Here is a 12,725-nt window from a genome sequence, read left to right as displayed (position 1 = left end):
CCTGTGGGGATTGCCACACGGGGGAACCGACCGCGCACGCCCGTCGCGATATCGCCACGAGCGCCGCAGGTGCAGGGGGGTCGGCCCGGGGGGCCGCCGAGACGGCCCTGCTCGTGGCCCGCGTGCACGCCCATCCAGCCCGGCCCGAGACCGCGGTGCACGACGCGGCCGGGCCCCCCGACGCGGGCTCGGGCCGACCCATCGCCGCCTCGGGGGCAACGGGCTCGCCCGCTTGCCCCCGAGACGGCAGCTCGTCCGGGTCACTCGTGGCCGGCGGCCCCCTGAGGGTGTTTGGCGATGTTCAGGTGTTCCGCGTGCCAGCCGTTCTCGTCTTCCATGGGGACGTAGGTCACACGCAGCCCTTCGACGACGAAGGTGCCGTCCTCGATGGCGCGACCGTCCACCCTGATCTCGCGGCCGTCGTCCCCGTCGATGTACCCCACCCCCCGTACCTGGTTGTACCACCGGACGACACCGCTGACCCTGTCAGCCATCCGCCCACCTCCCGTTTTCTCAATTGCGCAAGTAATTGACTGTTGCTGGGGTTCCTTCCCCTCCTGACTCCGTGCGGATCCTGGTCCGGCGTATCAAGTTCGCTACATCTACCCGCTGTTGCCCGGCAGCTCTGCCTCAACCGCCCCGATGGCGTCCAGGAGCACCCCAGGCGGCGGGGTTCTGTGCCGAGTACGCGTACTCATGTACGTCAGTACGCCAGCTGACAGGCTCCGCATATGAAAAGTGGCAGAGGGGCACTGACCGCCCTGCATCTCTTACTGGTCTGGGCGGCGCTGGCGGCCGTGTTGCCGGCGCTCGGCTTCGGGCTGGTGCTGAGGGCCTGGGGTGGTGGGGCCGCTGCGACGGTGCCGCTCTTCGTGTTGGGTGTGCCGCTGATGGTGGGTCTGTTGGCCACGGCGGGCGTACCGATGAGAACCGTGGTGCCGCTGTGCAGCTCCGCGCCGCGGCGGCTGGGCTGGGCGACCACTGCGACAACTCCTGGTGTTTTCACGCCATTTGCCATCAGGTGGCAATCCTGACCAGACCCCGAGGCACCCCTCGGAGCTCCCCGCCACCCGCCAGACACCACATGGGTGCTGTGACGGCACAGGTACGGCGGAGCGGCCCGATACCCTGCCGGGCGTGACCGCTTCGTACGAGAGTTCCGACGATGCCAGGGTGGCGATAGCCGCAGCATGTGCCGGCGCGGACGTGGTCCGCACCATGCACGGCCGGCAGCTCGGCCGCGGCTGCCCGCCAGTGGTTGGTGGATCCCTTGTGCGGCACGTTGAACTACGCCGTCGGCAACATGCTGGTGGCCGTCAACGTGGCGCTGCGCGACGGGGCGGCGGCGGTGGCCGACCCGTTCAGCGGCGAGGTCTTCTTCAGCGACGGTGAGGTCGCCTGGGTGCGCCGTCAAGGGGTTGATACGGAGCTGGCGCCCACGCCCGCCAGTCAACTGGTGGACGTCAACCTCGATCCGCCGTTTCCGAGTGCGCCCGGCTTCCGGGCCGTGGACCTGCTCGCCCACCCCAGGTTCGTCGAGCGGTTCCGGCCGCGGGTCGTGTCCACGACGTTGGCGTTGGCATGGGTCGCGGCCGGCAAGCGCGCCGCGTACGTCACCGATGGTGGCGACCTCTCCCGGAGTGTGCACTTCGCCGCCGGCATCGCTGTGTGCCGGGCCGCCGGCTGTGCGGTCACCGGAACCGACAGCGGCCCCATCGGCCCGGCAGGCCGCGGACTTGTCGTGGCCGCCGACGCCGAGACCCACCGGTTGCTGATGTCGTTGATCCACGGATAGTGCTGAGCCCGATGTCCGGAAGACGGCGCCTGGACCGTCGGCATACTTGCCCGGCAAGTGAACCAGGGGCACGCTGTGGCAATCGCCGCCGGAAGGACAGCCGTTGACCGCGTCAGCGCAGCTGTGTGCGTCCGCTTCTGCCCGTTCGGATCGTGAAGTTGCCTGGCGGTCGGGTGTAACTGGCCTGACGATCAGCCGTCCGGTGCCGGGCGAAGGCGGTTCCGCTGCGGTGGCGGGGCCTGGATCCTACTGCGGGGCTTCGGCTTCGATGTGGTCGAGTGGGACCATGCAAAGGAGGTAGGGGATCCGCTTCTCGCACTTGTCGCAGGAGTGGGCCGTCCATGAGCAGGTGTTGCCGTTGCCGTGGTAGGCGCGGAGGTTCTGTGGGACTTTTGCGGTGCCGTGCACGTACACCATCTCGCTCATGTACAGCCTGTTGATCGGCTTTCCGTTCCTGTTCCGGTCGGCAAGTGTGCGCAGGAGCTTGATGGCCGCGCACGGCCGGCCGATGACTTTGTCGCACTGCTGACCTTCTCGGAGCGCCTCGCAGATGGGCGTCAGGTCGTGAGGCTGGAGTGGCACCATGCACCCGGCGACAGCCACGAACTGTATATGAACGGTCTGCGGATCGACGATCCCTCGATCGCGGGCGGAAGCCTGTATCAGGTGGGGCGGGACACGGTGTTGCGGGACACCGCACTCGCGCTGAAGACCGTGACGCCGACGCCAGTTGGCGGGTTCGTGACCCGGTGGGACCACCTGACGCCTGATGAAAACTGGGACAAGGAGTGGAAAGAGAGTCAGGCCGGCGACAGGGAGGCCCCTTCGGGCAAGGTCATGGTCGGCCACCGCCATCGCGGGGACGAGAACGGCTGGACCGGGCACCGGTACGCCAGGATCACCATCGACTGACCTCGATCCATCGCGCGCCCGGCAGACGCGGAGGACGCAGTGACGACCGTGCCGTTCACCCACCCCGGTGTTCTGTTCAGTGCGGAACAGCTTGATCACGTGCGGGCGAAGGTGAGGTCCGGGCAGGAACCGTGGCAGGCCGCCCATCGCCAGATGACGGGCAGTGAGTTCACCTGTCTCGACTGGCAGCCCACGACCGTCGAGGTGGTGGACTGCGGGTCGGGGTCGACATCATGGATGCCTGGTCGGCGGTACGCACTGCGCACACCGGTTCCAACGCCGAGAAGCACGCCCGCTCCCACGAGAATGCCGTTCGAGGACGAGCTAGGGCCTGTCGTCAAACTCCCGCCTGCCTCGCGACGCCTGGCACGCGCGCTCTCTGCGTTGTCGGGCTCATCCCGGTACACCCGGTACCGGGATGACCCTCCGCCTTGAGATCGCACGCACCAGACGCCGCGAGGCCCGCCCTCCGGGCGAACGACGGGAGTTTGACGACAGGCCCTAGGGTGACCGCTATGCGATGGGGGGATCGTTCGGCGCGGGTCCGGTGCACCGCCTTGGTGTACGTGGTGGGATTTCTGGAAGGAGCGGGAGCACACGGATACTTTCTCGCGACGGGCGGCCTGGATGCCTACAGCTACGCACCGATGCCCGTCCAACTGCTCTTCCACGCACTCCTGCTGCTCGATCCGTTGGTCGCGCTGTTGATCGTCTGCGCCCGCCCTGCTGCGCCGCTGTTCGGTGCCGCGGTGATGCTCGCGGACCTGGTCGGCAACTGGACCGTCGCCTGGCACGCGGTCATGGCTCACCCGACCACGTTTCTCCGCCCCGTAGGGCTCTTGCCGATCACGCTCTTCGGCATCTTCGTCCTCGGCACCGCGCTTCCGCTCCGCCGGGCGCTGATGCCCGGCAGACACCTCAACGCCTATGTGCCCTCTCCACCCAAGGCAGGATGAAGGGCAGTACGTCAGCCCGGCCGAGCTCTTTCCTTCCCCTCCCCGCCCGCGCAAGTGGTCGGGGCTCAACAGCCGTCTCCTGGGTAGCAGAACGCTGTCATCAGCTCATCAGCAGACCTGTCGTGGGCAAGCCATGGCAGGATCCGTGGGTATGAGGATCGAACAGGCAGATCGGCCCGTAGCCCTGGTGACCGGGTCCACGTCGGGGATCGGAGAGGCCGTCGCGCGCAGGCTGGCGGCGGACGGGATGCGAGTCGTCGTGCACTCGCGGCGCAGTGCCACGGCCGGGGAGGCGCTGGCGGCGGAGTTCGGCGGGGAGTACGTGCGGGCGGACCTGGCGGTGGAGGAGGAGGCCCGGGGGCTGGTCGAGGCGGCGCTCGACCGGTGCGGGCGGCTGGACGTGCTGGTGAACAACGCGGGCATCAGCTGGCCGATCCCGCACGACGACCTGGCCGCGGCGACACCCGCGGACTGGCGCCAGCTGCTGGAGGTCAACCTGATCGCGCCGTGGGTGCTGTGCACAGCGGCACTTCCGGCGCTGCGCCAATCCCCCGCGGGCGGCAGCATCGTGAACGTCACCAGCCACGCCGGAGTGCGCCCGAAGGGCTCGTCGGTACCGTACGCGGCGAGCAAGGCCGCGCTCAATCACGTGACCCGGCTGCTCGCGGCCGCGCTCGGGCCTGCGGTGCGGGTCAACGCGGTGGCCCCGGGTCTGGTGGACACGCCGATGACGAAGGACTGGGCGCAGGCGCACGAGCTGTGGCGGGACCGCGCGCCCATGCGCCGTCCGGCTCAGCCCGCCGACGTGGCCGACCTGGTGGCGTCGCTGATCGCCAACACCTATCTCACCGGCGAGGTCGTCGTGCTCGACGGCGGACTGAACCTGACCTGAGAGGCCACCCGCCCACGCGGCGCCGCCCGCCCGGGCCCGGGACGTGCATCGAGAACGTCGAGAACAACGTCCCGCCCCGGCGGTATCGCCTGTGTCGTTCCCGTGTGACACCCGGTGCTGGTAATGAATCGTGCCGCACGGATTAAAGGCGGAATCAGGTCGGTAAAGAATTCCCCCGCATCCGGTGAGAAATTCCTTGAAACGGCGGACTGCGACACAACGGGCCCCGAACATGCCGAAGACTTCTGCGCATGGCTACGACAGTCCTCGACAGAACCGCTCCCACCGGCGGCGCCCCCCGTCGCGCGCCCTGGCGATCTCCGGTGGGTCGGCCGGCCTACGCGCGTCCGGCGTTGCTCGTCATCGCCGTGCTCGCCGCCGTGCTCTACGCGTGGGGGATCAACCACAGCCATTACCACACCTTCTACGCGAACGCCGTGCGCAGTATGACGCAGAGTTGGCAGGCGTTCTTCTACGGTTCCTTCGACCCGGGCAATTCCATCACCCTCGACAAACTGCCGGGATTCCTCTGGCCGCAGGCGCTTTCCGCCCAGATATTCGGCTTCCACCCATGGGCGTTGACGCTCCCTCAGGTAATGGAGGGGGTGGCGAGCCTGCTGGTGCTGTACCGGGTGGTGCGCCGTTGGGCGGGCGACAATGCGGCACTGATCGCGAGCGTCGCATTCCTCTTGACGCCGGTGGCGGTGGGGCTGTTCCGCACTGCCGTCGAGGACCCGTTGTTCACCTTGTGCGTGCTGCTCGCGGCGGAGGCCACCCAGCGTGCGGCGGAGGCCGGTCGGTTGCGCCCGCTGGTGATGGCCGGCGTCTGGGTCGGCGTCGGCTTCCAGTCGAAGATGCTGGAGGCGTGGGTGGTCCTTCCCGCGCTCGCCGCGGTGTATCTGCTCTCGGCACCGGTCCCCCTGCGGAAGCGGCTGGTGCGGCTCGGGATCTCCACGGCGGTGATGGTCGCCGTCTCCGCCTCGTGGATGGTGGTCGCCGCCCTCACCCCGGCCAAGGATCGGCCGTATGTCGACGGCACCACGAACAACTCCGCGTTCAGCATGGTGGTTGGCTACAACTTCCTGAACCGCTTCTCGTCGCTGGGGATCAGCGCCGCCTCCACCGGCAGCATCAGCGCGACGCGCGGAGGCGGGGGCCACGGCGGCGGCCAGGAGGCGGATCGCGGTGGTGCGTCGCACGGCGTCCGGGCGGGTGCCGGCCATCCGTCCGTCCCGTCCCACGGCGGCCGGCCCGGTGGCTTCGGCGGGGGCGGCGACCGCGGCCAGGACGGCTGGTCGAAGATGTTCGGCCCATCGCTGGCGTCGCAGACCGGCTGGCTCTACCCGCTCGCCGCCGTCGCGGTCGTCTGCGGCCTGCTCTGGCGCCGGGGCCGGCCCCGCACGGACCGGATCCGCGCGGGCTTCGTCCTCTGGGGCACCTGGTTGACCACGTACTTCCTGGTCTTCAGCGCGGGCAGCGTCGGCGGCCACACGTACTACATGGGCGTGATCGCGGTGCCGCTCGCCGCGCTGGCCGGCGGCGGCCTCTCTCTGCTGTGGGGCGCGTACCGGGCCGGAGGACGCCGCGGATGGGTGCTCCCCGGCGCGGTCGCCGCGACGGTGGCCTGGGGTGCCTACCTCGCCGCCGAGTTCCCCTCGTTCCTGCCGTGGTTGGTGCCGGCAATGGGCGCGCTGGCACTGATCGCCGTCGTCCTGTTGGTCCTCGCCCGCCCGGGCGGCACCCGGCGCGGTGGCCGAGTCGCCCTCGCCGGTCTCGGCGCGTCGCTCGCCGCGGTGCTGCTCGCGCCTGGCGCATGGGCGGTGCAGGTCTTCAACCCGACCTACGGCAGCTCCGGGATGGGCACGGTCGGCCCGACCGGCACCCACCGCAGCGGCCACGGGGCGGCGATGTCACCGGGCAGTGGGCACCTGAAGGACGGCTTCGGCGACTCCAGCGGCCAACTGACGTCCGAACAGCGCAAGTTGCTCGCTTTCGCCACCGCCCACCAGGGGTCGGCGGAGTACGTCTTCGCCACCAACGGCTGGAACGGCGCCTCCCCGTACATCCTGGCCACCGGTGCCCACGTCCTTCCCTTGGGCGGCTTCAGCGGCCAGGTCCCGTTCCCCACCGCGGTCCGGTTCCGGAAGTTGGTCGAGGCGGGCAAGGTCCGCTACGTCCTGCTCGGCCAGACACACGGCATGGCCGGGATGTTCGGCGGCGGTACCGGCCGGGGCACGACGCCCGCCACCCGGATCACCGACTGGGTCCGGCACGCCTGCGCCCGCGTCCCCGCCTCGGCCTACGACGGTGCGCAGCCCCCGACGACCGCACCGGCCCGAGCAAGCCGCGCTGCCCAGACCCTCTACCGGTGCGGACCAGGCCGCTGACGGGTGTCGGCGTCCGTACCCGGCACGGGCCGCGAGCAGGGGCGGAGGCGGGGCCCGCGGCGTCGTCTATCCGATCGGGGGCGCTCGTGGCCTCCGGGTGGTGCTGTTCCTCCAGGTCAGCACCACCCGGCCCGACAGCGGGTCCGGCTCTCAGCACGCTGTGCGCGGCCGCCCGCTCATGCGTCTCTCACACACGGAGAGGTCTCAGCGGGGCCGGTACCTCGGCTCGCCAGAGGGATCCCAGGAGGTCCGAGTGGGACTGGTGGCGTCGCGTTCGGCCGCGTTCAACCAACCGGTCAGGTCCGCCCGGGCTCTTGCCACCCGCGAGCGCACCGTGCCGACGGGGCAGCCTGCCACCGCCGCGGCGTCGCCGTAGGGCAGTCCGAGCACCTGAGTGAGGAGAAACGCCTCCCGGCGGGTGTCGTCCAGGGCGTCGAGCAGGTCGCGCAGCGCCACGCCCTCGTCGAACTCGGGGAGTCCGGCGGGTTGTGCCCGTTCTGCCGCCGTCTGCCAGTCCACGGAGTTGACGATGCGCGGGCGGGCGGCGGCGGACCGGTAGCGGTCGATCACCACCCGCCGGGCGATCGACAGCAGCCAGACGCGGGCGCACGAACGTCCGGCGTACCTCGGCAGGCTGGTCAGCGCTCGCAGATAGGTGTCCTGGGTCAGATCGTCCGCGATGTTCACGTCGGAGCTCAGGTGGGCCACGAACCGCCATACGTCACGGTGGGTGGCCCGGACGAAGCGTTCCACCGCTTCGGGGTTCCCGCTGCGGGCGGCCAGCGCCCAGCGGGTCACGTTCTCGTCGTTCCTGGTCGATCGCGATGGGTGGCCGGGTGCCATGTGGGCAGGAGTCATCACCTGGTGTCCTTCTCGGCTGCGGGGCCGCCCGAGTGCGGGCAGACGCCCGTCGATGAGTCGCCCCTGAGGCGTGGCAGGCCGGAAGACGGCACGGCGGCAGGCACGCCGGGGCTACAGAGGCAGGTGCTGGCGGGCATGCCACGTCCTGGTGCCGCCGCATGACGGCGACGGGGTGTCCGGGCACGCCGGTGTTTCGCTCGCCGCCGGGTCGCTTCCGATGAGGGGACGCTCACCGGAGGAAGGTGCGCCGGGACGATCGGTCAGTGCCAGCGGGGCATCGTGGGCGGGCCTCGGCGCGAGAGGGTGTACTGCAGCAGTGCCCCACAACACAGGGGTGGGGCAAAGGCGGTTGCCGGCGTGGTGGACGGGGCGCGCGGTCCGGTCCGGCGCAGGACGGCCAGGACGAGTACCAGCGGCGCGAAGACCACGGCGACCACGGCGCGGGCGAGCCGGAACGCGGCGGCCTCACCCTGCCAGAGCCACCACCCGCACACCGCCGCGGCGAGAAGATGGGCCAGGAGCATGCCCAGGTGACCGTGGCCAGGGTGCGCGAGCGTCATCTGGTCCAGCTGGTGGCCCACCGGCGGGGCCGCGCCGCCCATGTGTGCCATGCCGGCGTGGGGCATGGCCTCCATACCAGGTAGAGAGCCCGCGGCGCTCGTGCCGTCGTGGGGCGGCGGAGCGGAAACGTGGGTGAGGGGCATGCCCGGCCCGGCGTGGCGCGGCAGCAGGTCCGCTGCCCGCTGCCCGTGCCAGGCACCCTGGTGCCCGGACATGCCGCACACCAAGTGCCGGGCCCAGGCGATGCCGTGCCACCGGCCGCCGGGCGGGCCGGTCGCCAGCGTCTGCGCCAGGGAGAGCAGGAAGTGCAGGACCAGCTGGGCGGTGACGGTGGCGCCGACGACGAACAGTGCGCCGCGCTCCCGTCCGGTCAGCCGCCACGCCGCCCCGAAGGTGCCGGCGAACGCCGCGGCCAAGCCCCACCAGGGAACGGCTCCCTCGGACATCAGGGAGTGCCCCAGGGCCGTCGTCGGCACGCAGACGGCCGCGAAGACCGCGGCGCGGGTGGTGCGTGAAGCCGGCCCGGGAGTCATGGCCGGAATCGTGCCATCGCCTGCACGGGAGACGACAGGGCGGACGCGACTCTTCTGCGCGCCCCCACACGCCGCCGTCGTGCGCCCCACATGCGCCGGGGCTCCCCGCCGGGGACTGCGGCCGTCGAGGGGTACGGCGTGCCGGGCGGATCTCCGGGAACTGACGGGCCGGACCGGACGACTGACTGGACTGATCCCGGCGACGGGACCGGACCGACGGGAGGGCCGCATGCGGACCGGAAAGCGTACGGATTCCGACATATCGAGTTCCGGGGGTGGCACGGCCCGGCCGTCCGCGTCGGGTACGGCCATCACCGCGTTGCTGACGGCGGCGATGGCCCTCTCGATGATGCAGCTCTTTCTGGTCGGCGCGTTCGGGCCACGCCTGGTCGGTGAACTGGGCCTGTCACGCACCGAGTTGGGGCTCACCACGACGGTGGGGTTCGGTGTCGCGGCGCTGCTGTCGCCGGTCGCGGGCAGGCTGGTGGACAGGGCGGGGCCCCGGCGGTTCCTGGTGGCGCTGTTCCTGCTGGTGGCCGTCTCGTTGGCGCTGGTCGGGGCCGCGTCGGGGACGGCGGCGCTGTTGGCGGCCGTCGGGCTCGGGGGCCTCCCGCAGGCCCTGGCCAATCCGGCCACCAACAAGCTGATCCTGGCGAGGGTTCCGCCCGAGCGGCGCGCCGGCGTCACGGGGTGGAAGCAGTCGGGCGTGCAGTTCGGCGCCTTTGCTGCCGGGCTTCCGTTGTCCGTCCTGGCGGCGGCGATCGGCTGGCGCGAGGCGGTGTGGACGGCGGCGGGCCTGGCGGCGGTGGCGGCGGCGTGGGGCATAGGTGTGCTGCCACCCGACCGGACAGCCTTGGCCACCGTGCCCGATGTCGGGCGTCCGGTGGTGTGGCGGCGGGCTGTCGTGGTGAGGCTGGCGCTGTACTCCTTGCTGCTCGGCTGCGGGATCGCCTCGGTCAACACGTATCTGGCGCTGTTCGGTTCGCAGCGTGTGGGTTTGTCGCCGACGGTGGCCGCAGTGCTGGTGGCGGTGCTCGGGGTCGCGGGCATCGGCGGGCGCGTGGTGTGGTCGCGTACGGCGGGACGGCCGGGCCGGGGCGAGGCGCTGCCCGCGCTGCTGGCGGCCGGGGCCGTGGGCGCCGCCTTGACGTTGTGCGCCGCGGTCGGGGTGCCCGTCCTGGTGTGGGTCGCCGCGGTGGCGGTGGGGTCGTTCGCGGTGGCGGCGAACGCCGTGTCGATGGTCCTGGTGATCCGGCAGGCCGCCCCTGGGCGGGCCGGACGGGATTCCGCACTGGTCTCGGCCGGCTTCTTCGCCGGGTTCGCCGTCGGCCCCCCGTTGTTCGGCGTACTGGTCTCGACTGCGGGTTACGGGCCTGGCTGGCTGCTGGTGGCGGCGGAGTTCGCGGGCGCCGCGGCGGTGGCACTGCCCATGGCGCTGCGGGGTGCCCGAGTTGCTGAACGCTCCTGCACGTGAACGAGGCGGCAGGCGCGGCGAATTGGGTGGTCCGGGCGTGGGGAGCGGTGCTGGAGCGGGTGCGGGTGACGGTGGCCGAGGTGGGCGAACGTTTCCCGTTGTACGCGGATCCGGGTACCGGCCGGTGGACGACGATCGCGCGGGGCTCGTGGACCGGTGGTTGCTGGGCGGGGCTGCTGTGGCTGCGTGCGCTGGCCACGTCCGACCCGTGCGACCGGGCCGTGGCGGCCGACTGCACCCGGCGTCTGGAGTACTGGATCGGGCAGGACACGGCGGCGCGCGGCCTGGTGCTGTGGTACGGCACGGCGCTCGCCGCCGCGCTCGGTGGCGACCGCGGAGCGGAGGAACTGCGGGCACGGGCCGCGCGGGTGTGTCTCGCGGCCTACGAGCCGGAACGGGGTCTGGTGCCGTGGGGCGGAGCCTTCGGCGGCCCCAGGATGCTCGCTCGGGCGGACGCGGTGCCGGGGCTGGTGCCACTGCTGGCAGCCGTGCCGGGCGGAGGCCGGGTTGCCGCGTATCGGCATCTGGCGACCCATCTGGAGCTGTGCCTGTCCGAGGAGCCGCCGAGACCGGCGTGGCAGGAGCGGCCCGGTGGCGGCTGGACGGGGTATCCGCATCCGGTGCCGGGGTGGAGCCGTACCGTGGCGTGGCTGCTGCTGGGAGCCGCGGACGGGCTCCACATCGCGCCGCCGCGAGAGGGGGAGCCGGGCGTCCCACCGGCGGCGGTCCGGCGACTGGTCACGCTGCGTCTCGGCCGGGAGGCCCCGTTGGTCCCCCTGGCGTGCCGGGGGCGTGCGTCCGGTCCGGTGGATACGTCAGCGGCCGCGATCGAGGCGGTCGCCGCGCTGAAGCTGGCCGCGCTCGCACGGTCGGCAGGCCGGCACCGCGCGTCTCGCGAACTGTCGCGGCGCGCCGGGGAGATCCTGCGCCGGTTGTCGACGTCGCACCTGTCGACAACCGGCGGATTGTTGGACGGTTGCTACGACGCCGAGCGGGGACTGGCCACGCAGCACGAGCTGATCTGGGGTGACTTTTTCCTGGCGCTGGGACTGGCGATGTTCATGGGGGCGGTGGAGCCGTTCGCGGTGTAGGTGTGGCCGCATGGTCGCGGAGGGCACGTCGGGCCACCGCGGCGATGTGCAGTTCGTCGGGACCGTCGAGCAGCCGGGCCGCTCGGCCGGCGCGGAACAGCCCCGGCAGGACGGTGTCGGGGCCGAGCCCTGCCGCACCGTGCACTTGGATGGCCGCGTCGGCGACCTGTTGCAGCATGCGTGCGGCGGCGACCTTGGCCAGTCCGGTTTCCGTCCGGGCGTCGTCGCCGGCCGCGAGGCGGGTGACGGCTTCGTACACCAGTGGTCGGGTGGTGCGGATGGCGAGCAGGGCGTCGAAGACGAGTTGCTGGACGAGCTGGCGGTCGGCGAGCGGGCCGGATGCCTGGGTGCGTGACCGGGCGCGCCGGCACATCAGGTCGAAGGCGCGCTGTGCCTGCCCGAGCCAGCGCAGACAGCGCAGCACCCGCCCCAGCCGAAGCCGTTCGCCGGCGATCCCCAGCGCCCGGCCGGGCGGACCGATCACGTGGTCGGAGGGCACGGTGACGCCGTCGAGGGCGATCTCCCACTGTCCTCCGGTGCCGAGCACGGACAGTTCCCGCACCACACGGAAGCCCGGCGCGGTGGTCGGCACGAGCAGCAGGGAGAGCCCGTCGGCCTCGGGGGCACCGCCGCGCGTACGGGCCAGTACGGTGACCAGGTCGGCCTCGCCCGCGCCGGTGATGAACCACTTGCGACCGTGCACCGTCCATGTCCCGCTGGTGTCCGCCGTGGCGCGGGTCGCGGTGAGTGTGGGATCGGTGCCGGGGGTGTCGGGTTCGGTCATGGCGAAGCAGATGCGCAGTTCGCCGGCGCTGATCCGACGCAGGTACCGTTCCCGTACGGCTTCGGTGGCGTGCCGGGCGAGCATCAGCACGTCCAGCAGTGGCGCCGACCCGAGAGCGGCCGGGCCATGATCGCTTGCTCCCTCGACCTCTGCCAGGTGCGCGTACTGGGAGAGCGTCAGTCCCTGGCCGCCGAGTTCGGTGGGGAGCGGCAGGGCCCACAACCCCGCGTGTTTCGCGTCGTGTTGGAGTCTGCGTCGGGCGACTCGGGCGGCCGGGCCGCCCGCTTCCAGTGTCTGTTCGTACGGGATGACCCGCTGCTGGATGAACGACGCCACGCGCTCGCCCAGTCCGTTCGACGGGTCGGCAGGCGGCTCGGGCGGGGCGGTTTCATCCGGTGGGTCCGGGTTGGGTATGTCGCTCGGTTCGGCGTTGATCACGTCCACGGCCTCCTTCGGGGCACCGGGAACCCATGAAGACG

Annotated in this window: 12 protein-coding genes and 1 pseudogene; 8 read left to right on the top strand and 5 right to left on the bottom strand. The window is 71.6% G+C overall.

What is annotated here, in order from left to right:
* Positions 1-260: 260 nt before the first annotated feature.
* Complete coding sequence (locus tag MOV08_RS38660) at positions 261-494, bottom strand: S1 domain-containing protein (RefSeq protein WP_039638857.1); 234 nt, start codon at positions 492-494, stop codon at positions 261-263.
* Positions 495-731: 237 nt separating this feature from the next.
* Between MOV08_RS38660 and MOV08_RS38655 the strand changes: the two genes are divergently transcribed.
* The gene (locus tag MOV08_RS38655; RefSeq protein WP_275310798.1) at positions 732-1,034 is read left to right on the top strand and encodes a hypothetical protein; all 303 of its coding nucleotides are present in this window, start codon (positions 732-734) and stop codon (positions 1,032-1,034) included.
* Positions 1,035-1,137: 103 nt separating this feature from the next.
* Positions 1,138-1,795: pseudogene (locus tag MOV08_RS38650) on the top strand (inositol monophosphatase family protein).
* A 246-nt stretch (positions 1,796-2,041) separates the two neighbouring features.
* On the opposite strand, the gene MOV08_RS38645 reads toward MOV08_RS38650, so the two are convergent.
* A complete protein-coding gene (locus MOV08_RS38645; protein ID WP_275310797.1) occupies positions 2,042-2,221 on the bottom strand; it encodes a hypothetical protein in 180 nt (59 codons plus the stop codon).
* 186 nt (positions 2,222-2,407) lie between these two features.
* Here MOV08_RS38645 and MOV08_RS38640 point away from each other — a divergent pair, with 186 nt between their 5' ends.
* From MOV08_RS38640 to MOV08_RS38625, 4 genes are all read left to right on the top strand, one after another.
* Positions 2,408-2,707: a hypothetical protein gene (locus MOV08_RS38640; RefSeq protein ID WP_275310796.1), complete on the top strand. Its 300-nt coding sequence runs from the start codon at positions 2,408-2,410 to the stop codon at positions 2,705-2,707.
* A 569-nt stretch (positions 2,708-3,276) separates the two neighbouring features.
* Positions 3,277-3,663, top strand: a complete 387-nt coding sequence (locus tag MOV08_RS38635; RefSeq protein WP_275310794.1) for a hypothetical protein — start codon at positions 3,277-3,279, stop codon at positions 3,661-3,663.
* A gap of 151 nt (positions 3,664-3,814) precedes the next feature.
* Positions 3,815-4,555 (top strand): SDR family NAD(P)-dependent oxidoreductase, encoded by a 741-nt coding sequence (locus tag MOV08_RS38630; protein ID WP_275310793.1) that lies wholly within the window; start codon positions 3,815-3,817, stop codon positions 4,553-4,555.
* A 251-nt stretch (positions 4,556-4,806) separates the two neighbouring features.
* Entirely contained in the window at positions 4,807-6,942 is a 2,136-nt protein-coding gene (locus MOV08_RS38625; protein ID WP_275310792.1) for a glycosyltransferase family 39 protein, read from the top strand.
* Positions 6,943-7,146: 204 nt separating this feature from the next.
* Here MOV08_RS38625 and MOV08_RS38620 read toward each other — a convergent pair whose 3' ends face one another.
* Both MOV08_RS38620 and MOV08_RS38615 read right to left on the bottom strand, forming a co-directional pair.
* On the bottom strand, positions 7,147-7,800 hold the full coding sequence (locus tag MOV08_RS38620; protein WP_052287170.1) for a sigma-70 family RNA polymerase sigma factor: 654 nt from the start codon (positions 7,798-7,800) through the stop codon (positions 7,147-7,149).
* A 263-nt stretch (positions 7,801-8,063) separates the two neighbouring features.
* Positions 8,064-8,897, bottom strand: a complete 834-nt coding sequence (locus MOV08_RS38615) for a hypothetical protein (RefSeq protein WP_275310791.1) — start codon at positions 8,895-8,897, stop codon at positions 8,064-8,066.
* A 229-nt stretch (positions 8,898-9,126) separates the two neighbouring features.
* Here MOV08_RS38615 and MOV08_RS38610 point away from each other — a divergent pair, with 229 nt between their 5' ends.
* Both MOV08_RS38610 and MOV08_RS38605 read left to right on the top strand, forming a co-directional pair.
* Entirely contained in the window at positions 9,127-10,371 is a 1,245-nt protein-coding gene (locus tag MOV08_RS38610) for an MFS transporter (RefSeq protein ID WP_275310790.1), read from the top strand.
* Positions 10,368-11,462 carry a sugar ABC transporter permease gene (locus tag MOV08_RS38605; RefSeq protein WP_275310788.1) on the top strand — a complete coding sequence of 365 codons (1,095 nt, stop codon included), beginning with the start codon at positions 10,368-10,370 and terminating at the stop codon, positions 11,460-11,462. Before MOV08_RS38610 ends, MOV08_RS38605 begins: the two co-directional genes overlap by 4 nt.
* On the opposite strand, the gene MOV08_RS38600 is transcribed toward MOV08_RS38605, so the two are convergent.
* Complete coding sequence (locus MOV08_RS38600) at positions 11,431-12,684, bottom strand: acyl-CoA dehydrogenase family protein (protein ID WP_420834249.1); 1,254 nt, start codon at positions 12,682-12,684, stop codon at positions 11,431-11,433. The two genes, MOV08_RS38605 and MOV08_RS38600, sit on opposite strands and share 32 nt — an antisense overlap.
* Between the last annotated feature and the right edge of the window lie 41 nt (positions 12,685-12,725).

This window comes from Streptomyces yunnanensis (assembly GCF_029011865.1).
GTDB lineage: Bacteria > Actinomycetota > Actinomycetes > Streptomycetales > Streptomycetaceae > Streptomyces > Streptomyces yunnanensis.
The sequence above is the reverse complement of the archived record's forward strand: the minus strand, read 5'-3'. Positions and strand labels throughout refer to the sequence as shown.

Coding starts and splice junctions, on each gene's coding strand:
- MOV08_RS38655 (WP_275310798.1), top strand. CDS start 732: ATGAAAAGTGGCAGAGGGGCACTGACCGCCCTGCATCTCTTACTGGTC.
- MOV08_RS38620 (WP_052287170.1), bottom strand. CDS start 7,800: ATGACTCCTGCCCACATGGCACCCGGCCACCCATCGCGATCGACCAGG.
- MOV08_RS38625 (WP_275310792.1), top strand. CDS start 4,807: ATGGCTACGACAGTCCTCGACAGAACCGCTCCCACCGGCGGCGCCCCC.
- MOV08_RS38660 (WP_039638857.1), bottom strand. CDS start 494: ATGGCTGACAGGGTCAGCGGTGTCGTCCGGTGGTACAACCAGGTACGG.
- MOV08_RS38640 (WP_275310796.1), top strand. CDS start 2,408: ATGAACGGTCTGCGGATCGACGATCCCTCGATCGCGGGCGGAAGCCTG.
- MOV08_RS38645 (WP_275310797.1), bottom strand. CDS start 2,221: ATGAGCGAGATGGTGTACGTGCACGGCACCGCAAAAGTCCCACAGAAC.
- MOV08_RS38630 (WP_275310793.1), top strand. CDS start 3,815: ATGAGGATCGAACAGGCAGATCGGCCCGTAGCCCTGGTGACCGGGTCC.
- MOV08_RS38610 (WP_275310790.1), top strand. CDS start 9,127: ATGCGGACCGGAAAGCGTACGGATTCCGACATATCGAGTTCCGGGGGT.
- MOV08_RS38615 (WP_275310791.1), bottom strand. CDS start 8,897: ATGACTCCCGGGCCGGCTTCACGCACCACCCGCGCCGCGGTCTTCGCG.